At 62.8% G+C, this 21940-nt stretch carries 17 protein-coding genes; 4 read left to right on the top strand and 13 right to left on the bottom strand.

Annotated elements, in window-relative coordinates:
- Positions 1–155 precede the first annotated feature (155 nt).
- A complete protein-coding gene (locus ACN9MZ_RS14230; protein WP_426342738.1) occupies positions 156–1499 on the bottom strand; it encodes a sigma 54-interacting transcriptional regulator in 1344 nt (447 codons plus the stop codon).
- A 109-nt stretch (positions 1500–1608) separates the two neighbouring features.
- Here ACN9MZ_RS14230 and ACN9MZ_RS14225 point away from each other — a divergent pair, with 109 nt between their 5' ends.
- Positions 1609–2211: a 1-acyl-sn-glycerol-3-phosphate acyltransferase gene (locus ACN9MZ_RS14225; protein WP_426342737.1), complete on the top strand. Its 603-nt coding sequence runs from the start codon at positions 1609–1611 to the stop codon at positions 2209–2211.
- Here ACN9MZ_RS14225 and ureB read toward each other — a convergent pair.
- From ureB to ACN9MZ_RS14200, 5 genes are all read right to left on the bottom strand, one after another.
- Entirely contained in the window at positions 2189–2461 is a 273-nt protein-coding gene (gene ureB / locus ACN9MZ_RS14220; RefSeq protein WP_426342736.1) for an urease subunit beta, read from the bottom strand. The two genes, ACN9MZ_RS14225 and ureB, sit on opposite strands and share 23 nt — an antisense overlap.
- Before the next feature lie 69 nt (positions 2462–2530).
- Positions 2531–4279 carry a DUF885 domain-containing protein gene (locus ACN9MZ_RS14215; RefSeq protein WP_426342735.1) on the bottom strand — a complete coding sequence of 583 codons (1749 nt, stop codon included), beginning with the start codon at positions 4277–4279 and terminating at the stop codon, positions 2531–2533.
- 145 nt (positions 4280–4424) lie between these two features.
- The gene (locus ACN9MZ_RS14210) at positions 4425–6053 is read right to left on the bottom strand and encodes a SulP family inorganic anion transporter (protein ID WP_426342734.1); all 1629 of its coding nucleotides are present in this window, start codon (positions 6051–6053) and stop codon (positions 4425–4427) included.
- Positions 6053–6622 carry a TetR/AcrR family transcriptional regulator gene (locus ACN9MZ_RS14205; protein ID WP_426342733.1) on the bottom strand — a complete coding sequence of 190 codons (570 nt, stop codon included), beginning with the start codon at positions 6620–6622 and terminating at the stop codon, positions 6053–6055. Before ACN9MZ_RS14205 ends, ACN9MZ_RS14210 begins: the two co-directional genes overlap by 1 nt.
- Before the next feature lie 111 nt (positions 6623–6733).
- On the bottom strand, positions 6734–8107 hold the full coding sequence (locus ACN9MZ_RS14200) for a diguanylate cyclase (protein ID WP_426342732.1): 1374 nt from the start codon (positions 8105–8107) through the stop codon (positions 6734–6736).
- 188 nt (positions 8108–8295) lie between these two features.
- On the opposite strand from ACN9MZ_RS14200, the gene ACN9MZ_RS14195 reads away from it, so the two are divergent.
- Both ACN9MZ_RS14195 and ACN9MZ_RS14190 read left to right on the top strand, forming a co-directional pair.
- The gene (locus tag ACN9MZ_RS14195; protein WP_426342731.1) at positions 8296–9279 is read left to right on the top strand and encodes an SDR family oxidoreductase; all 984 of its coding nucleotides are present in this window, start codon (positions 8296–8298) and stop codon (positions 9277–9279) included.
- A gap of 2 nt (positions 9280–9281) precedes the next feature.
- Positions 9282–10292, top strand: a complete 1011-nt coding sequence (locus tag ACN9MZ_RS14190) for a Ku protein (RefSeq protein ID WP_426342730.1) — start codon at positions 9282–9284, stop codon at positions 10290–10292.
- 1 nt (position 10293) lies between these two features.
- On the opposite strand, the gene ligD is transcribed toward ACN9MZ_RS14190, so the two are convergent.
- A complete protein-coding gene (gene ligD / locus ACN9MZ_RS14185; RefSeq protein ID WP_426342729.1) occupies positions 10294–12744 on the bottom strand; it encodes a DNA ligase D in 2451 nt (816 codons plus the stop codon).
- A gap of 190 nt (positions 12745–12934) precedes the next feature.
- Here ligD and ACN9MZ_RS14180 point away from each other — a divergent pair, with 190 nt between their 5' ends.
- A complete protein-coding gene (locus ACN9MZ_RS14180; RefSeq protein ID WP_426342728.1) occupies positions 12935–13318 on the top strand; it encodes a hypothetical protein in 384 nt (127 codons plus the stop codon).
- 584 nt (positions 13319–13902) lie between these two features.
- On the opposite strand, the gene blaSMB is transcribed toward ACN9MZ_RS14180, so the two are convergent.
- From blaSMB to ACN9MZ_RS14150, 6 genes are all read right to left on the bottom strand, one after another.
- Positions 13903–14748: an SMB-1 family subclass B3 metallo-beta-lactamase gene (gene blaSMB / locus ACN9MZ_RS14175; RefSeq protein WP_426342727.1), complete on the bottom strand. Its 846-nt coding sequence runs from the start codon at positions 14746–14748 to the stop codon at positions 13903–13905.
- Positions 14745–15413, bottom strand: coding sequence for a polyphenol oxidase family protein (locus ACN9MZ_RS14170; protein WP_426342726.1), 669 nt, complete (start codon positions 15411–15413; stop codon positions 14745–14747). The genes blaSMB and ACN9MZ_RS14170 overlap by 4 nt, the downstream gene beginning before the upstream one ends.
- A gap of 80 nt (positions 15414–15493) precedes the next feature.
- Positions 15494–15928 carry a hypothetical protein gene (locus ACN9MZ_RS14165; protein ID WP_426342725.1) on the bottom strand — a complete coding sequence of 145 codons (435 nt, stop codon included), beginning with the start codon at positions 15926–15928 and terminating at the stop codon, positions 15494–15496.
- Positions 15929–16035: 107 nt separating this feature from the next.
- The gene (locus tag ACN9MZ_RS14160) at positions 16036–17475 is read right to left on the bottom strand and encodes an efflux transporter outer membrane subunit (RefSeq protein ID WP_426342724.1); all 1440 of its coding nucleotides are present in this window, start codon (positions 17473–17475) and stop codon (positions 16036–16038) included.
- Entirely contained in the window at positions 17475–20654 is a 3180-nt protein-coding gene (locus tag ACN9MZ_RS14155; protein WP_426342723.1) for an efflux RND transporter permease subunit, read from the bottom strand. The genes ACN9MZ_RS14160 and ACN9MZ_RS14155 overlap by 1 nt, the downstream gene beginning before the upstream one ends.
- A gap of 3 nt (positions 20655–20657) precedes the next feature.
- Positions 20658–21866 carry an efflux RND transporter periplasmic adaptor subunit gene (locus ACN9MZ_RS14150; RefSeq protein WP_426342722.1) on the bottom strand — a complete coding sequence of 403 codons (1209 nt, stop codon included), beginning with the start codon at positions 21864–21866 and terminating at the stop codon, positions 20658–20660.
- Between the last annotated feature and the right edge of the window lie 74 nt (positions 21867–21940).

Below are 21940 nucleotides of genomic sequence, written 5' to 3'. Positions count from 1 at the left end.
TCGACTTTGGTGCGGCAGTGCAGCAAGTGGCGTGCATGATTGAGTCAAGTTTGTCACGCATCTGTGACAGGCGCGCTGCCACGCAGTGCCTTCCGCCATAGGAGACAAGGCTGGCGTGACTATGTCACATCCGTGTTACGCGGCTGTTCGCCAGCTCAGTCTTCGCTGCGGCGCGAGGGGCGCTGGATGCCGTGCTTGGCCATCAGGCGATACAGCGTCATGCGCGACACGCCAAGCTCGCGCGCCACTGAGGTGATGCTGTGGCCGGCATCGATACGGCCTTGCAGCGCCGTCCGTTCGGCGCTGGCGCGCGCAGTGCCCAGGTCTTCGGCCGCAGCGGCGCTATCGCTGCCATCGAGTTCGAGGTCGTGCGGCTGGATCAGCGCGCCGTCGGCCATCACGGCAGCGCGCCGCACGCGGTTCAGCAGCTCGCGCACATTGCCCGGCCAGTCATGCGCGCGCAGCGCCCGCAGCGCGCTGTTGCTGAAGCCGCGCACGCGGCGCGCCCGTTCCGTGGCATAACTATGGAAAACTTCCTGCGCCAACGCCACCACGTCATCGCGCCGCTCGCGCAAGGCCGGCACTTGCAAGGTCAGGACATTGAGCCGGTAAAACAAATCTTCCCGGAACAAGCCGCGCTTGACCGCATCGTCCAGCTTGACATGCGAAGCAGCGATCACGCGCGCATCGACCGGTACGCTGCGCGTCCCGCCCACCCGGTAAATGGTTTTCTCCTGCAGGAAACGCAGCAGGTTGGCCTGCAGCTCGAGTGGCAAATCGCCGATCTCGTCAAGAAAAATCGATCCCTCGCCGGCCGACTCGATCAAGCCGCACTTGCCGGGACCGGCGCCCGTAAAGGCGCCCTTCTCGTAACCGAACAATTCCGATTGCACCAGGGAGGCCGGGATCGCGCCGCAATTGATGGGCACAAATGGACCGTCGCGGCGTCCCGAATGCTCGTGTATGGCACGCGCCACAAGTTCCTTGCCGGTGCCGCTTTCGCCCCAGATCAGGACGGGCGCATCGGCACCCGCTACTTTCAGTATCTGCTGGCGCAGCAGCGTAATGGCGGTGCTGGTGCCGGTCAGCCTCATCGACTGGCACTCTTCCGGCAAATGGCCGAGCCCGGACAGCGCAGCCAGGCCGAGCGCGTGGCCCAAGGTATGGCTGAGCCGCTCGGCATCCAGTGGCCAGGTGTGGAAGTCGACGCAATGGTCATGCACCAGTTGCCGGAAGGCGGCCTCTTCCAATGCCTGGGGCAGGAAGACCGCCACCCAGCGCGGCCGGCTGTGGCGGCGTAAAAAGTGATCGAGTTCGGCAAGCGGGGTGGTCCAGTCGTCCAGCACCAGCAAGCCCACCGGGAAATGCTGTTCGCGCAAGGCCGCCGCTGCCTCGGCCAGGCCGCGCACGTGGCAGACGTCGAACGTTTGGCTAGCGGCAAGCAAAGCCGCCGGCAGCGCCGCCGTTGTAGCGGCGACGCACAAGACTTGCCTTGTCATAATTTCACCTTGCTGCCCCGAGGACCGGCAGGATAGAATACCGCCGCACAAATTTTCAGCACCAGAAGTTACAAACGCTTAATGGTGCAATTAAAACAATGGGGAAGGCATGGATCAATATAAGCTAGAGGCGGACAAACTGCCAACACTAAAGCAGCGCGTCGCCTTGCGCCTGTTGCATGCTTTCGGCTGGCAGATGAAGTTCAGACCGCTGCCGGGGCCGCGCGGCATTGCCGTGGTTTACCCGCACACCTCGAACTGGGACTTCATCATTGGCTTGCTCGGCAAATGGGCGCTGAACCTGCCGTTCCGCTGGCTGGCCAAGGACAGCCTGTTCAAGATTCCACTGCTGGGCCGCTGGTTCTACTACCTCGGCGGCGCCCCGGTCAACCGCAGTGCGCCGCAAGGCCTGATCCAGGCCCAGGCCGATGCGATGATGAAGGAAGACTGGTATTGGGTCGGCATCACGCCGGAAGGCACGCGCGGCTACAAGCCTTACTGGAAAAGCGGCTTCTACCAGTTGGCGCTGGCCGCCAAGGTCCCGCTGGTGCTGGTGTACATCGACTTCCCGAACAAGACCCTGGGCCTGACCGAGCACGTGTGGATGACCGGCGATGAAGAACAGGACATGGCGGCCATTCGCACCGGTTTCCAAGGCCACCTCGGCAAGCATCCCGAACTGATGGCGCCTATCGTCTTGCGCCAGCGCTGAAGCCGGCCACCTCCGCATCCCCCTCAAGGCGCACCAGCGTGATGGTTTGCGCCTTGCCAGGCTCGAAACGCAGCGCCGTTCCCGGCGCGATATCGAGCCGCATGCCATAAGCCTTCCAGCGCTCGAACTGCAGCGCCGAATCGACTTCAAAAAAGTGGAAATGGGAGCCGACCTGGATAGGACGGTTCCCCTGGTTTGTTACGGTAAGCGTAGTGCGATCAGTCATGTGACCTATATTTGCAAGACTCATGCCAGTAATTTCAAGTGATTTTCTCACTTTTTTTGCACCAGCATAAGGCAATGCACCACGCAGGTGCGCCTATTCTTTCGGATAAGGGCTCTTGCCGCCGCCGGCGATGAATTCATCGATGCGCGCCTGCAGCACCGGCAGCGGCACCGAACCCAGTTCCAGGATGGTGTCGTGGAAGGCGCGGATGTCGAACTTGCTGCCCAGTGCCTGCTCCGCCTTCTTGCGCGCTTCGAAGATCGCCATCTCGCCCAGGTAGTAGGACAGGGCCTGGCCCGGCCACGAGATATAGCGATCGACCTCGGTCATGATTTCGTGCGAGGACAGCGCGGTATTCTCCATCAGGTACTTCTGCGCCTGTTCGCGGGTCCAGCCTTTGGCGTGCACGCCGGTGTCCACTACCAGGCGCGAGGCGCGCCAGGCCTGGTAGCTCAGCATGCCGAACACTTCATATGGCGTCTCGTAGATGCCCATCTCGCTGCCCAGGCGCTCGGAATACAGCGCCCAGCCCTCGCCATAAGCGGAGATATAGGCATTGCGGAATGGCGGACGCCCCTTCTGCTCCAGCGCGATCGGCATCTGGAAGGCGTGGCCCGGCGCCGATTCATGCAGCGTCAGCGCCGGCAGCGAATACAGCGGGCGGGCCGGCAGGTTGTAGGTGTTGACCCAGTAGCCGCCGGGTCCGCCGCGTCCCGAGGTGTAGAACGGTGCGATTTCCGGCGCCACCGGGATGATGGCGAAGCGGCTGCGCGGCAGGCGGCCGAAGTAGTCGGCCACCTTGCCGTCGAACTTCTTGGCGATCCAGGCTGCGCGCATCAGCAGTTCCTCCGGCGTCTTGGCATAGAACTGCGGATCGGTGCGCAGGAACTGCAGGAAGGCCGGCAGGTCGCCCTTGAAGCCGACCTGCTTCATCACCTCCTGCATCTCGGCCCGGATCTTCGCCATCTCGTCCAGGCCGATCTGGTGGATCTGGTCGGCCGTCAGGTTGGTGGTCGTGAATTCGACAATCTTCGATTGGTAATACGCCTTGCCGTCAGGGTAGCTCTCGGCCGCCAGGGATTCCTTGGCTTTCGGGACGTATTCCTCGCGCATGAATTTCAGCAGCGCCGCGTGGGCCGGGATGACTTTTTCGCGTATCGCCTGCAAGCCCTGCGCCTTCAGCGCTTCCTGTTCGGCAGCCGGGATCACGTTCGGCATTTCCTTGAATGGCTTGAAGAACACCACGTCTTCCGGCTTCGCTTCGGTGACCGAGGTGATCGACTTGTCGCGGCCTTCCAGCGTGATCTTCGGTGGCGTGAAGCCGCGCGCCAGGCCAGCGCGCATATTGGCGATCTCCTCGCTGAAGTAGCGCGGCACGTCGTTCAGCTGCGCCACGTAGTTGCGATAGTCTTCGGCCGTGCGGAAGGACTTGCGCGCCTCGCCGGCCAGGTTGCCCCAGAACGAAGAATCGGCGTTCAGCGGTTTTTCGTATTCGCGGAAGCGCTGGTTATCCAGCAGCGCCGCGACCTGCGCGCGGTACACCTGGTAGTTGATGCGCTCCTTGTTCGAAAGCTGTTCGGGCTTGATGCTTTCGAGTTGGCGCAGCGTCTCTTCCCATTTCTTCTGGCGCTCCAGTTGCACCGCCAGGCTGACGTTCGGCAGCCTGCTCTCGACGCCGCGCACATCGTCCTCATCGTCTTCCAGCCTTTGCTGCAGGCGCCACTTCCACTCCGCCTGGTGGATGGCGGTGAAACGGGCGTCGGCACTACCGGGTTTGGCTGCTGCAAAGGATGGAGAACTGAAGGCTGCTGCGATGGCGAGTGCTGCGACAATCTGTTTCATGGTGCTCCCGAAGCTCAGGTTGGTAACGGTTCCGGGAGTGTACCTTACGGCCAAAGGACTGGCGGCGTCAATGGCGCGATTGTGCCGGAACGTATCAGGCAGCGGATGGAATCTACCGAGGCGGCGCCCATGCCCGATCCGCAGGCTACCGCAAATGCTTGTCGGCGATGTCGATACTGAGAAAGACCTGGCCATTCAGCGTTTGCAGCAGGTCGGACTGGCGCAGCCGGTCCATCACCGGACCTTTGACCTCGGCCAGGTGGAAGCCGATGCCGCGCCGCGCCAGGCTCTGGTTCAACTCCGACAGCGCGAACAGCGCCGACGTATCGATCGAGCTGACCGCCGTCATCACCAGCACCAGGTGGCGCGCGGCCGGATGGCTGCGCAACTCGTCCTCGATGCGCTCCTGCACCGCTTCCACATTCCCGAAAAACAGGTTGGCATCAATGCGCAATGCCAGCAGCTCCGGCCGGGTCTCGGCAGGATAGCGCTCGATATTGCGGAAATGCTCGGTGCCTGCGATGCGGCCCAGCACCGCGATATGCGGCCGGCTGGCGCGCCAGATCAGGGTCCCCATCGACAGCGCCACGCCCACCAGCACGCCCGCTTCCACGCCCAGTGCCACCACGCCTGCCGCACTGGCAAACCAGGCCAATGCATCGCCGCGGTCATAGCGCCAGGCCGTGCGCAGGGTACCCAGTTCCAGCATGCCCAGCACGGCGACGATGATGGTTGCGGCCAGCACCGGCATCGGCAGCAGGGCCAGCCAGCCGGTTGGGGCCACCAGCGCCAGGGACAGCAAGCCGGCGGTGACAATGCTGGCCAATGGCGTTTGCGCGCCGGCCGCAAAATTCACCGCGGAGCGCGACATGCTGCCGGTGACGGGGAAAGCGCCCGATATCATGCTGGCCACGTTGGCAGCACCCAGGCCGATCAGCTCATGATTGCTGACCAGCTTTTCGTTGCGCTTCAAGGCCAGCGACTGCGCTGCCGACATGCTCATGATGAAGATCACAAAGCCGACCAGCAGGCCCGGCTTCACGAGCTGCTGCCAATGCGCTTGCGACATGGCCAGGTTCAGTTGCGGCAAGCCGCTCGGCACCTGGCCCGTGGTTTTCACGCCCATCGCTTCCAGTCCCAGCACCTGCACCAGCAGCAGGCCAAGCATCACGACCAGCATCGGCGCCAGTCGCGTCGCCATGTCGGCGTGGGCCGGTTTCATGCCAAGAGAGCGCAGCAGGCGCGCCAGGTGGCCGCGCGACAGCACAAGCAGCAGCACGGAGCCAAGGCCAAGGACCGCGCTCGGTCCGTGCCAGTGCGGCAGTTCGGCGCCCAGCAAAGGCTTGAGCTGTCCCCAGGCGATCACCAGCGCCGAACCTACTGTAAAGCCGCTCATCACGGGGCGCGAGAAGAAATTGGCGAGGAAGCCAAGCCGCAGCAGGCCGCACAGCAGCAGCACCGCCCCGGCCACCAGCGCCAGTTGCGCAGCCAGCACCGAATACAGGCCGGAACCGGCAGGCGCCATCGGGCCGATAATCGCCGCCGTCATCAGCGACACAATGGCCATCGGCCCCACCGATTGCGTCATGCTGGTGCCGAATACCGCGTAGATCACCGGCGGCAGGATGCTGGCGTAGATGCCGGTCACCGGCGGCAAGCCGGCCACCAGCGCATAAGCCATGCCTTGCGGGATCATCATCATCGCCACCACGATGCCCGCACTGATATCGCCCGGCAGCATCGCGCGCCGGTAGTGTCGCAGCCAGGCCAGCATCAGCGCTCCTGTTCCAGGGAGGACAATACCGCTGCCAGGATTTCGTCGGACTGCTCTTTATCCGCTACTGAACGGGCCAGTACCAGGCCGCCAATCATGGCAGCGTATGTGGCAATGGCATCGCGCCGCGCCTGCGCCGGCTCGCCAGGCAGTGCCTGCGCCAGCGCCTCGAGCTGCACCTGGAAGCTCTCATCCATCGCATGCCGCACGTCCGGCCCCACTCGAGAGACATCGGGACCAAGCGACGCCAGTGCGCAGCCCTTGCCCGGGTTGTCGCGATGCTTGGCAGTCAGGTACATATGCGCCAGTGCGGCGCGTGGATTGGCCGGCTGCTCGGCCAGCAGCTCGCGCCAGCGCTTGGCGGAGTTTTCCATTGCCTTGCCGAACGCTTCGGCCAGCAAGTCTTCCTTCGAGGCGAAGTGGCCATAAAAGCCGCCGTGGGTCAGGCCGGCGCTTTTCATCAGGTCGGCCACGCCGATGCCGTCATAGCCCTTTTCCCGGAATAGCCGGGATGCCGTTTCAACAATGCGTTCGCGGTTAAGCGCCGCTTGTTCCCTACTGACACGCATGATCTTCTCCTTGATTATTTTTATTATGGATGTAATATATCACACGTGGATGACGATCATCATCTATCTATCGTGCTTTGCGGCGGCTTGCCAACGTGAGCCGCCGCCTTTTTAGCGTGCCATGGCCAGTTCGACGCAATTGCGTCCTGCCCGCTTGGCGCGGTGCAGCGCAGCCTCCAGCCGCGTCACCAGCTCGGAAGCGCCTTCGTCGGGCGCGAGCTGGGCCACGCTGAAGCTGGCGGTGACCATGTCGCCGCCCGGCAGCTCGGTGGCGGCAATTGTCTCGCGCAATTCTTCGGCCAGCTTGTAGGCGTCGATCGCCACGGTATGCGTGGCAATGATCATGAATTGTTCACCGCGCATGCGGGCAATCGTGTCCGAGTTGCGCAGGCGCGCCTGGACCGTGGCGGACAGCACGGCCAGCGCGCGGTCGCCCGTCGTATAGCCGTGCAGATCATTGATGGCGCGGAAGCCATCGAGGTCGAAAGCGATTGCCGCCAGTGGCACGGCATAGCGGCGCGCACGCCGGACTTCGCTGTCGAGCACCTGCTCGCCCTGGCGCCGGTTGGAAACGCCAGTCAGGCCATCGAACGGCGTGATCTGGGTGATTTCCAGGCCCAGCGCATTGTTCTGCTGGCGCAGGTCGCTCATCACCATGCCAAAGCTGATCAGTTGCGCGGCCGAACCGAAGCAGCTGAAATGTTCGCGGCTCATGACCAGGGGCCGGTCGAACAGCATGCAGATGGCGCCCAGCAACGGACCGCCGGGTTCGCCGCGCAAGGGGAAGGCCAGCAGCATGTGCACGCCCTGCTCTTCCAGCATTTCGGTCAGCTCCGGCTCGCCAGCTTTGGACGGCGCATCAAGCAGCACCATTTCACCGCGGCGCACAGGCGCTTCCAGCAGCTCATCGCGCCCGCCCAGCACTTCCTTGATATCGAGGTCGACGCGTCCATCCTGGGCCACCAGCCGCAGCGCCCCCTCATCAACCGCCTGCAGCAAGGATGCATGGCAAATACCGGGATAACTGCACAGTGCATTGCAGATGCGGGCGCCCATCCGCTCAACTTCTTCCGAACCGTAGAGTGCACGCTGCAAGCTGCGCTGGATCGCCAGCAGGTCGTTCAGGTCCGCTTCCAGGTCCAGCAAGTGCTGCTGAGTCGACGCCTTGGTATTGGCAGCGGGCGCCAGCAGCGCAGTCACGGCCTCGCGGAGTTGTTCCGGTGCGATGGGTGTGATGCGGTAAGCCAGCGGTCCTTGCGCCATCAACTCAGCCATGGTCGAGGAACGGGTATACGGGCACAGCACCAGGACCGGCGCGCCGGCGCGGCTGCGCACCAGCGCAGCCAGCTCGTTGCCGGCCGCCATTGCAGGGCCATCGAGGTCGATGATGAGCAGGGAAATCTTGTTATGCGCCATTGCATAGCGCGCGCTGGCAATGCTGTCCGCAGTCAGCAAACGCTCGAACGACTCAGCGCAAGCCGCCATGAAATCCTGGCGTCGCGCGGGATCGGGATGGAGGAAAAGGCCGGTCCGATGACGGCGGCCCGCAGCATTAGGCATGTGGACTAGTTTGCCACAAGTTCACACCGCACAACATCCCTATTATGTGTGGCAACGCACGGTTAGCAACGTTGCTCGGGCGAATACTGGACTTCCGAGCACAGGAGGAAGCCATGTCGAATTCGCAGCAAAAGACTGGCGCGGGCAGCGAACAGCGCACCGTCCAGCAAGAACAGGACCAGCGCGATGCGGCCCGGCCAAAGGCTGAGGAAAAGAAGCAGCCTGCGCAAGCCGGGACCCACGATTTTCCCGCGCCTCCGCTGCCTGAACAGCACCTGGAAAAACCGGGCCTTGAACATCAGATGCAACTGAAGCCGCAATTCATGGCGCCAGGCTATTGCGGCAGCGGCAAGCTGGCAGGCATGTCCGCAGTGATTACGGGCGGCGACTCCGGCATCGGCCGCGCGGTAGCCGTGCTGTATGCCCGCGAAGGCGCCGATGTCGCGCTGGTCTACCTGGCCGAGGAGCAGGAAGATGCGGAAGAAACCAGGAAATACATCGAGGCCGAGGGCCAGCGCTGCATCCTGATCCCTGGCGATGTGCGCGATCCGGCCTTCTGCCGCCAGGCCATCGACGACGTCCTGCGGGGCTTCGGCAAGGTCGACATCCTGGTCAACAACGCCGCTTTCCAGGAGCACGCCGGCTCGCTTGAGGACTTGTCGGAAGAGCGCTTCGACCTGACCATGAAGACCAATATCTACGGCTACTTCCACATGGCCAAGGCGGCGCTGCCACATATGAAAAGCGGCAGTTCGATCCTGAATACCGGCTCGGTGGTGGGCTTGCGCGGCTCGAAAAAACTGCTCGACTACTCGACCACCAAGGGCGCGATCCACGCCTTCACGATGTCGCTCGCTTCCAACCTCCTGGAGAAAGGCATCCGCGTCAACGCCGTGGCGCCCGGCCCGGTGTGGACGCCGCTGAACCCGGCCGACCAAGCGCCCGACAAGATCAAGGAATTCGGCTCGCAAACCGATATGCATCGCCCTGCGCAGCCGGAAGAGATTTCGCCGGCCTTCGTCTTCCTGGCCGCGCCTTCCTGCGCCAGCTATATCACCGGTATCGTTTTGCCGATTACCGGCAGTATCGGAGAATAAAGATGGCACGAGCACTCTGGAAAGGCGCAATCAGTTTCGGCCTGGTGCATATCCCGGTGGAGCTGCACAAGGCAGTGGAGTCGCACGACCTGGACCTGACCATGCTGGACAAGCGGGACTTCTCGCCGATCGGCTTCAAGCGCTACAACAAGGGCACCGGCAAGGAAGTCACCTGGGACCATATCGTCAAAGGCTACGAGTATTCCGATGGCGAGTATGTTGTGCTCAGCGACGAAGACCTGCGGCTGGCGAACCCCAAGGCGACACAGACTATCGACATCATGGCCTTCGTCGATGCAGATTCGGTTCCGCTGACCTTCTATGAAACGCCCTACTACCTCTCGCCTGGACGCGGCGGCGACAAGGTCTATGCCCTGCTGCGCGAAACACTGAGCAAGGCTGGCAGGATCGCGATTGCCACCGTGGTGATCCGCACCCGCCAGCACCTGTGCGCCCTGGTCTCGGTCGGCGACGGCATTATCATGAATACGCTGCGTTACGCGACCGAAATCCGCAATCCGGAAGACCTCAAGCTGCCGGGCGACTCCGGCATTACCGACAAGGAGCTGAAGATGGCCCTGTCGCTGGTCGAGGAAATGAGCGAAAAATGGAATCCCAAGGAGTACCACGACACTTACCGCGAGGACGTGCTCAAGCTGGTCGAGAAAAAAGTCAAAGCCGGCCAGACCCATACCCTCACCGAGCCCACCGGCGAAGCGCCGGTGCCAAAAGCCAGCAATGTGGTGGACCTGGTGGCGCTGCTCAAGCAGAGCCTTGGATCGAAAGGCCGCACCAAAGCTGATGCTGCCGGCGAGGAGGATGACGAGGAAGAAGCCGCAACACGCGCACCGCGCGCGCGCCGGAGCACCAGCACCGGTGCGAGCAAGGCCCGCAGCACCAGTTCCTCGCGCTCCACAGCGTCGGCCAAGCCCGCCGCCAAGCGCGCCAGCCCGGCCAAGTCCACCGCCAAATCCACCGCTAAATCCACCAGTACGCGCCGCAAGGCCGCCTAGCCTAGCCTGTCGCGCCGATCGCCTTCATCGCCGGCGCCAGGCCAACGGCGGCTTTCGCGTAATCCGCCCAGGGCGCATTGCCGACGTCGAGCCGCGTATGCGCCGTCGCCACCGTCCAATGATCGCCGCCACGCAGGCTGGCCAGTTCGTCCCAGCCGACGGGCACCGATATGCCCAGCCCCGGTCGGGCGCGGGCCGACCACGCGGCCACGGTTGTCGCTCCACGCCCATTTCGCAGGTAATCGATAAAGATCTTCCCGACCCGGTTCTTCGGTCCGCTCTTGACCGCAAACCTGTCCGGCAACGTCGCCGCCATATGCTCCACCACCTGCTTGCTGAATGCTTTCACCGTATCCCAGTCGTAGTATGGCTTGATCGGCACCACCACGTGCAGCCCCTTGCCGCCACTGGTCTTGAGGAAGCACGGCAGCCCCAACTCATCCAGGAACGCATGCACCAGTTGCGCCGCCTCCTGGATCTGCGACCATTCCACGCCGCTGCCTGGGTCGAGGTCGAACAGGATGCGGTTTGGCTTCTCGTAGGTGCGGCCGAACGCATTCTGCGTGTGGAATTCGATCACATTGAACTGGGCCGCCGCCAGCAGTGCCTGGGTGGAGGCCACTTCCAGCATCGGCGGGTGGTCCGGGTCCAGCTCGCGCGGAAACTCCTTCAATCCTTTCAGCTTGCTGACATCGGCGTGCTTCTGGAAGAACAGCTCGGCACCAACGCCTTCCGGCGCGCGCAGCAGTGCCACGGGACGCCCCTTGGTGTGCTCCAGCATCAAGTCGGCGACCAGGGCGTAATAGCGCACCATGTCGATCTTCTTCATGCCGCTGGCCGGGTCGACCAGCCGGTCCGGATTGGTTACCTTGAGTGAGGCGGGCAGTATGCTTTGCACGGTTTCCTCCTCCACGTGGGCCGCCACTTCGCGGCTGATTTCGCCGGCCTTCTTATCCTTGCGCAGGCCCTGGAAGACGGAATGGCGGATCGAACCGCCGCGCGTCCATTCGCCGAAGCTGACTTCCGCCACCAGCTGCGGCTTGACCCAGTGCGCCTTGCGGCCAATGGCTTTGCTGGCAGCAAACGGGCTTTCGTCTGCCTTCAGGCGCTTCAGTTTATCCGCAAGGTCGCGCAGGGTCTTGTCATTGAATCCGGTACCGACGTTGCCGGCGTAGTGCAGCTCGCCATCCTTTCCATAGACGCCGAGCAGCAGCGAACCGATGCCGGTACGGCTGCCCTGCGGGTCGGTGTAGCCGCCGATGACGAACTCCTGGCGCTGGGCGCATTTGAGCTTGATCCAGTCCCGCGAGCGGCGCTCGGTGTAGGTGGAGTCGCGGCGTTTGCCGATGACTCCTTCCAGGCCCATCTTGCAGGCGGCGGCCAGCATTTCGTCGGGAGAAGCGTGCAGGACGGCGCTCAGGCGCACCGTGTCGCCCTTGACCTTGGCCATTGCAGCCTCCAGCCTGACGCGGCGCTCCTCAAGCGGCAGGCCACGCAAGTCCCCGCCATCAAGGTAAGGGGCATCGAACAGGAAGTAGACGATATCTTTTGTCCGCTGGCCATCGAAGGCTTGCTGCAACAGGCCGAAATCAGGGCGCCCTTCTTCGTTGTGGACCACAATTTCGCCGTCGTACCAGCCGTCCGGCAGCTTGGCCTTGGCCAGCGCCGCGCGCAATGGCTCAAGCTTGTGCGTCCAGTCGTTGCGATTGCGGGTGTGCAGGGTGATGTCGCCGCCTTCGATGCGGGCCAGCAGGCGGTAACCATCGTATTTGACCTCAAACAGCCAGTCCTCCGGCGTGGCAGGCGGGCCGTCGACCAGGGTCGCCAGCTCGGGTTCCAGCTCCTTGGGCAGGCGTTTGACGCGCGGAGCTGCAGGCTTTTCCGCAACCGGGACGGCTGCCACCGGACCGAGCGCCTTGACACTGTCCGGCATTTCGTCCACCACGCTGAATTCAGCGGCAGGGCGGACGTATTCATCCTTCTCCTTGATCAGCAGCCAAGGCTCTTTGTCCTCGCCTTTGCCGCGCATGCGCACCAGGGCCCAGCGGCCATGCATTTTGTGGCCGTGCAGGTTGAATACCAGCTTGCCCGCGCGGTAGCCCTTGCGCGGATCGTCAACCGGTTCCCAGGTACCGCGGTCCCAGATGATCACCTTGCCAGCGCCGTACTGTTTTTCGGGAATGGTGCCCTCGAATTCGTTATACGAAATCGGATGGTCCTCAACGTGCACCGCCATACGCTTGTCGTGGGTGTCGTAGCTGGGGCCTTTTGGCACTGCCCAGCTCTTCATCGTGCCGTCGAGCTCCAGGCGAAAGTCATAGTGCAGGCGCCGCGCCCAGTGTTTCTGGATAACGAAGGCCAGCCGCCGCCCTCCTGGCTGGCCTCCCCCTGCGGGTTCCGGCGTAATGCTGAAGTCCCGCTTCGCCTTGTAAGTCTTGAGTGCGTCAGTCATAGGAGCACTGTACGGGCGGCGCCGCGCGGGCTCGGTTATCTGCCGCACTTTGTAAGCAGTTTTGGCAGATGTAACCATGTGTAAAGACCGTCAACTAGCGCGACGTTGGCATCGTTATTAGGCTCAGTGACACGGCAATAGTGCACGACACCCCAAACGACTCACCCAATTCTCTCCGAGGAGCTTGACCATGAAGAAGACCATCGCCACCCTGATCGCCGGCCTGTTCGCAACCGCTGCCTTCGCCCAAGCCCCGGCTGCCGGCGGCCAAGCAGCCAAGCCTGCCGCTGCCCCGATGCCTGCTGCTACCGCAGCCGCTCCGGCAACGCCAGCAACTCCAGCTGTTCCAGCTACCCCGGCGGTTCCTGCTGAAAAAGGCAGCAAGGCGACTCCTGCAACTCCTGCTACCCCAGCCGTAGCTGCGACCCCAGCTTCCTCGGCCACCGCTGCTGCGCCAGCCGCATCGCACGAGCATTCGAGCACCACCAAGGAAGTGAAAAAGACCAAGCACTCCAAAAAAACCGCTGCATCCAAAGAAGTAGCCGCTGCCAAGGAAGCCGCATCGGCTAAGTAATCCAGACTGCCGATTCCCCAGCCGCCGGCGCGCCTCCCGAATCCGCCTCCAAACCGGAATGGCGCGCTGGCCGAGCGGGGACCAACCGCGGCATCTTTCTTCCCGGCCTGGCAGGGTTCTCCGCTGACCAGGCGGGCTTTTTTGCGTTCAGCGGGCGAAGCGCCGTTTAAATCAAGCAACGAACCAGCGCAATCGGCTATCCAATAGTCGGGTCTTCCACGCCTGCGGCTTGCATGCCGGGCAGAAGCTGCCACCGTGGTGTCCTCACACCAATCGTCGGCGGCGGAAGTAGGCGCCTCATTCCATTGTTGTGCGGGCCGGCATTGTGTCGGCGGGCGCGGTGGTGGCTTGTCTTTCGGTGGCGGTGCTGCAAATCGCACGAGATATCCTTCTTAAAATTTATAGGATATCCGTCTCCGGTGTCCAATCAGATTCCAGCCGCTCGATCAAAAACGTATCGTTCCACATCCCTCGGATAGGGAGCTAACGTTGCTCATCCGCTATTTCGCCAACGCGCACGACTTTTCGCCATCCCTTCAAGTTCTTCATTTCAAAATCCCGGAAGCCGGCGCTCCCCAAGCGCTCTACTTGTTCGTTTCGCTCGCCAGGCGATTCTCCAAGCGCTTGCGGCCGGCTTCGACGATGGTGCGACAGCCTTTTGCGTCGACGAAGGCGACGCCGCCTTCTTTCGCTGCGCGCTGCTGGCGGCCCCACATGTCGTTCACTTCCGGATGCGCGGCAATGGCAATGTCGCAGGGCAGGCTCTCGACGGTGGTGAAGCTGCCACGAAGTTGGGCGACAACCTCGGGATGGTCGGTGAAGCGATAGCTGTCAGCCGAGACGGCCGTCACGCTGTCGACAAACGCCACATTCTTGCACTGCCCTGCTTCGCAAGTTTGCCAGGTCCAGGAAGTGCCGCCTGGGGTATGGCCGGGGGTGCTATGGGCTGTCACTGCCAACGGTCCCAGTTTGATCACTTCACCGTCGGCTACTCCGCGCACTTTTGCCGATCCAGGGAAGTTCGACAGGCTGCCGAACTGCGGGTCGATTTTCGGCGAAACGCCGGTGCGCATGGCTTCGACGTTGGCGGCGCCGGCCAGCACAGTGGCCCCGGTCAGCTTTTGCAGCGCCGAGATGCCGCCCGCATGATCCTCATGCGAATGGGAGCTGAGGATATATTTCACATCTTCAAGCTTGTAGCCCAGTGTACGGATGTTGGCTGCCACGACTTCGGCGCCTTTGGCCGTGGTGCCGTCGACCAGGATGTGGCCTTGCGGCGAGGTGACCAGGATAGCGCTGATGCCGGCGGTGCCGACGTAGTGGGTGTTGCCATAGATCGTAAATGGCTTCTCCGGCGCGCTCCAGCTACGGTCTTGCGCGTTGGCGACGGTCGCGAAGGCGGCCAGGATGAGAGATGCGATGACCTTCATTTTTCTCCTTTGGTGGTGAGGTACAGGCCGGAGTGCATTTGCGACCCTCGGTCGCCACGCCGGTAGCTGCGGTAAATGGGTTCGCCGGCGGCATTGCGGGCGCAGCAGGTGCAGCCGCCGACATGTTCGATTTCTTCAACACCCGCGGCGCGCAATTGGTGTTCGGCGATTGCGCGCAGGTCCAGATGGCGGTAAGTTGGCAATACAACGTCGCGCGGCAAGGCATCGAAGCGTTGTGCGAAATCTTCTGCCAGTTCTTCGCTAACCTCGTAGCAGGATGCGCAAATGGTCGGGCCGACTGCGGCAACGATCGGTGCCCCCTCTCCCATTTCGGCCAGCGCCGCGGGGATGATGCCGTCGTAAAGGCCGCGCCAGCCAGCGTGAATTGCGCCGATCTGCGAGCCGTCGCGGCGTGCCAGCAGCAAAGGTATGCAATCGGCTGTGATGATGCTGACCGGCAGGCCGCTCACGGCGGTGTGGAAGCCATCCGCTTCACCGGCCTGCTGCTGCGGCTCGTGAATCGCGACGACGCGCGTGCCGTGCACCTGGCGCTTTGCCGGCCTTAGCTCCCAGACAGGTGCCAGTTCGAGCGGAACAAGCGCGAAAGCGCTGCCGAATCCATGTAAGGTGCCGGGAATACTGCTTAGCAAACTGCTTGTGACCATTTTAGCCTTTGTGTGACATTTGTCACAATCATAGGCTGATCCCGGCCGATTTGCAAGCGTGCAGTGGCAATGGTGCGGTCTTAGTTTGCTCGGGCGATCTTTTCGCAGACGTGGCTGCCGGCAGCGAACGACAAGGTACCTACATAGTCAGCCTTGTAGTCGTAGCGAGCAGAATAGCCTTGCTTGCAATACACCGTCGTCCGTTCGTAATCGGCCGGCATTTTATGCCACCCCTGCCCCGCCAGGATGCTATCGGTCTGTTGGGTCGGGATATCCGAGCCACCAAGATAGGTGCTCGCCACCCATCGCTGTTTACCGGCGATCACGATTTTCGGGCAGATGCCATCGGTGTACAGGCCGGCGCAGAACTCTTTCAGCGAATGGGTGACGAAGTCTTTCGCTTCAGGCCCGAGCGCTTGCTTGTTCAGTACAGGTTCCGGGAAGAAGGCCAGGTAAAACCAGACGACGACGAAAACGGTGAACAATGAAATCGTCACCTTGTGCAGTAAAGGCATTTGATCAGGAATGCGAGCCAAAGCGCGTCATTATACGTGGACTTTACGGGGCGAAAAAAAACGGCGCCCGCGAATGCGGGGCGCCGTTAAGGGCTGATCGATTTAAATCAGTTCCAGTCGCCGCCCAGGGAACGAATCAGGGCTACGGTGGTCACCGCCCGATCGCCACGCAGTTGGACTGCGCTGCGTTCGACGGCTGCCAGGTTGCGCTGTGCGTCCAGCAGGTCCAGGTAGCTGGAACGGCCGGCGTCGTACAGCTTCTGCGCCAGGTCGGCCGAACGGCGGGCCGACACCAGGGCTTCGTCGATCTGCGCGGTCTGGCCGCCCAGGATGCGCAGGCCGGCCAGGTTGTCTTCCACTTCGGCGAAGGCGCCCAGCACGGTCTGCCGGTAGCCGGCGACCGATTCTTCCAGGGCTGCTTCGCTGCGCTTGACGTTGTTGCTGTTACGACCGCCGTCGATCAAGGGCATCGACAGCAAGGCGCCCAGCACCCACGAGCGGCTGCTCCACTTGAACACGTCGCTGAAGTGGCCGGCAGCGCCGCCACCGTTGGCAGTGATGTTCAGCGCCGGGAACATGGCCGAACGCGCGACGCCGATGCGGGCATTCGACGCTTCCATCGCCTTCTGTGCGGCGGCGATGTCAGGACGGCGCTCCAGCAGCGCAGACGGCACGCCGGTCGGGATCGCAGGCAGCAGCGTCGAATCCAGCAGCGGGCTGTTGCCTGCCGCGTAGGCTGCTGCCGGCTTGCCCAGCAGGACTGCCAGCGCATGCTCGGTGGTTGCGCGGCGGCGCTGCAGGCCGATCGCTTCCGAGCGGGTGGTCGACAGCTCGGTCTTGGCGCGGGAGAGGTCGAATTCACCGATGTCGCCCAGGTCGAAGCGGCGCTGGTTGACCTTTACACTCTCTTCGCGCAAACGGACCGTCTGCTCCACAGTCGCCAATTCGGCGTCCGTGGCGCGCAGGCGGAAATAGGTCTGTGCCACGTCGGCTTGCAGCGACAGCAGGACGGAGCGGTAATTCGCTTCCACCTGCGCAGCGTCGCCGCGGGCCGCGGCCACATTGCTCGATACGCGGCCGAACAGGTCCACTTCATAGCTTGCCGTCAGGTTCGCGTTGTAAGTGGTCTGCGGCGCAATGTCGGTACTGGCCGGCACGCCGAGCGACAGGGCCGAATTGCGGGCACGCTGGGCGCCAACGCCCACGCCAATTTGCGGAATGCGGTCCGCTTCGGCGATGCCTGCGATGGCGCGTGCCTGCTTGACGCGAGCAGCCGCCACGGCCAGGTTGGCGTTGTTGCGGGTCGCTTCGGCGATCAGCTCATTCAGCGCCGGGTCGCTGAAGGCCAGCCACCATTCTCCGCGTGGCTGGCGCTCGGCGTTCTGGGCTGGCTTCCAGCTGGTGCCGTCTTCGGCAGTCATCACCGGCGACTCCTTGAAGGCGGTCGGGGTGTCGACTTGCGGTTGCTTGAATTCAGGCGCGGCGCATGCCGTCAGCAGCAGTGCTGCCAGCAGCGGGGCTACGCCCTTTGCAATCATACTTTTCATTAGTGGGTCCCTTCCAGTTGCGGGGCGGTATCCGCCGCCGGGGATTTCTTCTCAAGGCGCTTGGCCAGGGTGCGCAGCAGGACGTAGAACACTGGGGTCAGGAACAGGCCGAAGAAGGTCACGCCCAGCATGCCGGCAAACACCGCCACACCCATTGCATGACGCATTTCAGCACCTGCACCAACCGAGAACACCAGCGGTACCACACCCATGATGAAGGCGATCGAGGTCATCAGGATCGGGCGCAGACGCAGGCGGCAGGCTTCCAGCGCCGCTTCCAGGATGGTGCGGCCATGATCTTCCAGTTCCCGCGCAAACTCCACGATCAGGATCGCGTTCTTCGACGCCAACCCGACCAGCACGAACAAGGCAATCTGCGTGAACACGTTGTTGTCGCCGCCGGTCAGCTTGACGCCGATCAGGGCGCACAGGATCGACATCGGCACGATCAGGATCACGGCCAGCGGCAGGGTCCACGATTCGTACTGGGCAGCCAGCACCAGGAACACCAGCAGCACGCACAGCGGGAACACATAGATCATGGTGTTACCGGCAAGGATTTCCTGGTAAGTCAGCTCGGTCCATTCGTAGCCCATGCCTTTCGGCAGGGTCGCCTTGGTGATTTCTTCCAGCGCGGCCTGGGCCTGGCCAGACGAGAAGCCCGGAGCCGGAGCGCCATTGATCTCGGCCGATACATAGGCGTTGTAGCGCTCTACGCGGTCAGGGCCGTAGCTGTCTTTCACGCGCATCAGCGACGACAGAGGGATCATTTCGCCTTTGCTGTTGCGGACCTTCAGCTGCGCGATCTGCTCGGCTTGCGAACGGAACGGGGCATCCGCCTGCACGCGCACCTGGTAGGTGCGGCCAAACTGGTTGAAGTCGTTCACGTACAGCGAGCCAAGGTTGATCTGCAGGGTCTGGTAGATGGTCTGCAGCGGCACGCCCAGTTGCTTGGCCTTGGCGCGGTCGATGTCCGCGAACAGCTGCGGCACATTGATCTGGAAGCTGGAGAACACACCGGCCAGGCGCTTGTCGCCCCATGCCTTCATCTGGATTTCCTGCACGGCTTTGTACAGCGCGTCGTAGCCGGCGTTGTTACGGTCTTCGATCATCAACTTGAAACCGCCGGTGGTACCCAGGCCGTTGACTGGCGGCGGCGGGAACACCATCACGAACGCATCCTGCACGGCGCCCATGCGCTTGTTGATCTCCGCTGCGATGGCCGCACCCGATTGGGACGGGTCGGTACGCTCGTGGAATGGCTTCAGCGTGGTGAACACGATACCGGCGTTCGGCGCATTGGTGAAGCCGTTGATCGACAGGCCCGGGAAGGCAACCGAAGCATCCACGCCTGGGATTTCCTTGGCGATGTCGGACATCTTGCGGATCACCTGCTCGGTGCGTTCCAGCGATGCGGCGTCAGGCAATTGGGCGAAGCCCACCAGGTATTGCTTGTCCTGGCCCGGCACGAAGCCGCTCGGCACGACCTTGAACATGATGCCTGCGGCAGCAGCCAGCACCAAGTATACCACGATGGATGCGGACTTGCGCTTCAGCACGCCCTGCACGCCGGTTTCATAGCTGTGCGAAGCGCGGTTGAAGAAGCGGTTGAACCAGGCGAAGAAGCGGCCGAAAATCTTGTCCATCACGCGGGTCAGCGCGTCTTTCGGAGCGTCGTGCGGGCGCAGCAGCGATGCCGACAGGGCCGGGGCCAGGGTCAGCGAGCACAGTGCCGAAATCACGGTGGAAATGGCGATGGTCAGCGCGAACTGGCGGTAGAACTGGCCGGTCAGGCCGGACACGAAGGCAATCGGCACGAACACGGCGCACAACACCAGGGCGATAGCGATAATCGGGCCGGACACCTCCTTCATGGCCTGGATGGTCGCATCGCGGGCCGACAGGCCGTTGGCGATATTACGCTCGACGTTTTCCACCACCACGATCGCATCGTCGACCACGATACCGATGGCCAGCACAAGGCCGAACAGCGACAGCGTATTGATCGAGAAGCCGAAGCCGATCATCACCGCGAAGGTACCAACGATCGACACGGGAACCGCCAGCAGCGGGATGATCGACGCACGCCAGGTCTGCAGGAAGATGATCACCACGATCACCACCAGCGCCACTGCTTCCAGCAGGGTGTGGATCACGGACTTGATCGACTCGCGCACGAACTGGGTCGGGTCATACACGATGTCGTAGGCAACGCCTTCAGGGAAGTCCTTCTTCAGCTCTTCCATCTTGGCGCGCACGTTGGCCGACAGCTCCAGCGCATTGCTGTTAGGTGCTTCGAAGATGCCCAGGCCCACTGCGGAATGGTTGTTCAGCAGCGAACGCAGCGAGTAGCTGTTGGAGCCCATTTCAATACGGGCCACGTCCTTCAGGCGGGTCAGCGCGCCGTCGTCATTGGTCTTGACGATGATGTCGCCGAATTCCTCGACGGAGCTCAAACGGCCCTGGGTGTTGACGGTCAGCTGGAAGTCGGCCGATTTGGACGGTGCGGCGCCGATCACGCCGGCAGCCACCTGCACGTTCTGCTCGCGGATCGCATCGACCACGTCGGACGCGGTCATGTTGCGGCCAGCGACCTTCTGCGGATCGAGCCAGACGCGCATCGCGTAGTCGCCGGCGCCGAAGATCTGCACGTCGCCCATGCCTGGAATGCGGGCCAGCTGGTCTTTCACGTTCAGCACGCCGTAATTGCGCAGGTACAGGTCGTCATAGCGGCCGTTCGGCGACAGCAGGTGCACCACCATCGTCAGGTTCGGCGAGCTTTTTACCGTGGTCACGCCGATCTGGCGCACTTCTTCCGGCAGGCGTGGCAAGGCGCGCTGCACGCGGTTCTGCACCGCGGTTTCAGCCTTGTCGACGTCGGTGCCGATCTTGAAGGTCACGGTCAGCATCAGCGCGCCATCGGAGGTGTTTTGCGAGGACATGTACAGCATGTTCTCGACACCGTTGATCTGCTCTTCGAGCGGCGCGGCGACGGTTTCCGCAATCACTTTCGGGTTCGCGCCCGGGTAGACGGCGCGCACCACGACGGATGGCGGCACCACTTCCGGGTATTCGGAGACGGGCAGCTTGAAGATCGAGATCAAGCCCGCTACGAAGACAATGATCGATAGAACCGCCGCGAAGATCGGTTTATCGACAAAGAAGCGAGAAAAATTCATGGATTATTCCTTGGTTTTCTTGGCATCGGCGGCGGCCACTTTCTGGGCTGCCATCGGGTCAAAGGTCATGTCGACCATTTCAGGCGTGATCGGCGCGCCAGGGCGCACGCGCTGCAGGCCGTTGACGACGATCTTCTCGCCTGGTTTCAGGCCGTTGCGCACCACGCGCAGGCCTTCGATGTTCGGGCCCAGCACCACTGGACGGTATTCCGCCTTGTTGCCGGCGCCGACTACGTACACGAACTTGCGGTCCTGGTCGGTGCTGACGGCGCGGTCGTTGATCAGCACCGCTTGCTGGGTGGCGGTGCCGCCGTCCAGCTGCACGCGGGCGAACAGGCCAGGCACCAGCGCGCGGTCCTTGTTGTCGAAGGTGGCGCGCATGCGCACGGAACCGGTACGGGTGTCGAGCTGGTTGTCGACGAATTCGAGCTTGCCCTCATGCGGGAAGCCCGCTTCGTTGGCCAGGCCGACCTTCACTGCTACCGGCTGGCCTTTGTAGGCCTGGCCGCCGACGCGCAGGAAGGTGTCTTCGTCGCCGTCAAAGCTGGCGTAGATCTTGTCGAGCGAAACCACGCTGGTCAGCACGGCGTTCGGGTCGACCAGGTTGCCGAGGGTGATCTCTGCCTTCGACACGCGGCCGTTGATCGGCGACGTGACCTGGGTATAGGACAGGTTCAGGCGCGCAGCTTCCGCAGCCGAGGCCGCGGCACGGGCCGTTGCGTCCAGTTCCTTCAGTGCCGATGAACGCTCGTCGAACTCGCGCTGCGCGATGGCTTTATCGGCCAGCAGCTTTTCGGCACGGGCCAGTTCCAGCTTGGCCAGGTCGGCCTTCGCGCGCGCCGAACTGGCGGCCGCGTCGGCACGGCTGGCTTCAGCCTGGAATGGACGCGGATCGATCACGAACAGCACATCCCCTTTTTTCACCTCGCTGCCGGGCTTGAAGTTCACCGCCGTAATGAAGCCGCTGACGCGTGGACGGATTTCCACGTGCTCGATGGCTTCGATACGGCCGGAGAATTCCTGGGTTTCGGCGACGGACTTCTGCACCACGACGGCTGCCGATACTGGCGGTCCGCCGGCGGCAGGTCCCTGGCTTTCGGCCGGCTTGCTATTGGCGCTGCAACCGGACAGGATGGCCGCCGCCAGCCCGCCCATCGCCAATGCGGCAACCAGCGGCCGCACAAGAGTGGACATTGGATTCATCTTTTTCATTATTAACCTCTTGGGGGTGAAAATTAGTGGGAAATTTGAGCAAAAAGGGGCCCATGTGCCTCGCAGGCACTTTT

This window comes from Pseudoduganella sp. S-14 (genome assembly GCF_049913285.1).
In the GTDB taxonomy this organism is placed as follows: Bacteria; Pseudomonadota; Gammaproteobacteria; order Burkholderiales; family Burkholderiaceae_D; genus Rugamonas.
This window is presented reverse-complemented; position numbering and strand designations above follow the sequence as displayed.

Excerpts from the sequence above, each read along its gene's own strand:
- ACN9MZ_RS14165 (WP_426342725.1), bottom strand. The coding sequence starts at position 15,928 with ATGCCTTTACTGCACAAGGTGACGATTTCATTGTTCACCGTTTTCGTC.
- ACN9MZ_RS14180 (WP_426342728.1), top strand. The coding sequence starts at position 12,935 with ATGAAGAAGACCATCGCCACCCTGATCGCCGGCCTGTTCGCAACCGCT.
- ACN9MZ_RS14160 (WP_426342724.1), bottom strand. The coding sequence starts at position 17,475 with ATGAAAAGTATGATTGCAAAGGGCGTAGCCCCGCTGCTGGCAGCACTG.
- ACN9MZ_RS14205 (WP_426342733.1), bottom strand. The coding sequence starts at position 6,622 with ATGCGTGTCAGTAGGGAACAAGCGGCGCTTAACCGCGAACGCATTGTT.
- ACN9MZ_RS14150 (WP_426342722.1), bottom strand. The coding sequence starts at position 21,866 with ATGAAAAAGATGAATCCAATGTCCACTCTTGTGCGGCCGCTGGTTGCC.
- ACN9MZ_RS14190 (WP_426342730.1), top strand. The coding sequence starts at position 9,282 with ATGGCACGAGCACTCTGGAAAGGCGCAATCAGTTTCGGCCTGGTGCAT.
- ACN9MZ_RS14195 (WP_426342731.1), top strand. The coding sequence starts at position 8,296 with ATGTCGAATTCGCAGCAAAAGACTGGCGCGGGCAGCGAACAGCGCACC.
- ACN9MZ_RS14215 (WP_426342735.1), bottom strand. The coding sequence starts at position 4,279 with ATGAAACAGATTGTCGCAGCACTCGCCATCGCAGCAGCCTTCAGTTCT.
- ACN9MZ_RS14225 (WP_426342737.1), top strand. The coding sequence starts at position 1,609 with ATGGATCAATATAAGCTAGAGGCGGACAAACTGCCAACACTAAAGCAG.
- ligD (WP_426342729.1), bottom strand. The coding sequence starts at position 12,744 with ATGACTGACGCACTCAAGACTTACAAGGCGAAGCGGGACTTCAGCATT.
- ACN9MZ_RS14170 (WP_426342726.1), bottom strand. The coding sequence starts at position 15,413 with ATGGTCACAAGCAGTTTGCTAAGCAGTATTCCCGGCACCTTACATGGA.
- ACN9MZ_RS14200 (WP_426342732.1), bottom strand. The coding sequence starts at position 8,107 with ATGGCGGCTTGCGCTGAGTCGTTCGAGCGTTTGCTGACTGCGGACAGC.
- ACN9MZ_RS14230 (WP_426342738.1), bottom strand. The coding sequence starts at position 1,499 with ATGACAAGGCAAGTCTTGTGCGTCGCCGCTACAACGGCGGCGCTGCCG.
- ACN9MZ_RS14155 (WP_426342723.1), bottom strand. The coding sequence starts at position 20,654 with ATGAATTTTTCTCGCTTCTTTGTCGATAAACCGATCTTCGCGGCGGTT.
- blaSMB (WP_426342727.1), bottom strand. The coding sequence starts at position 14,748 with ATGAAGGTCATCGCATCTCTCATCCTGGCCGCCTTCGCGACCGTCGCC.
- ACN9MZ_RS14210 (WP_426342734.1), bottom strand. The coding sequence starts at position 6,053 with ATGCTGGCCTGGCTGCGACACTACCGGCGCGCGATGCTGCCGGGCGAT.
- ureB (WP_426342736.1), bottom strand. The coding sequence starts at position 2,461 with ATGAGTCTTGCAAATATAGGTCACATGACTGATCGCACTACGCTTACC.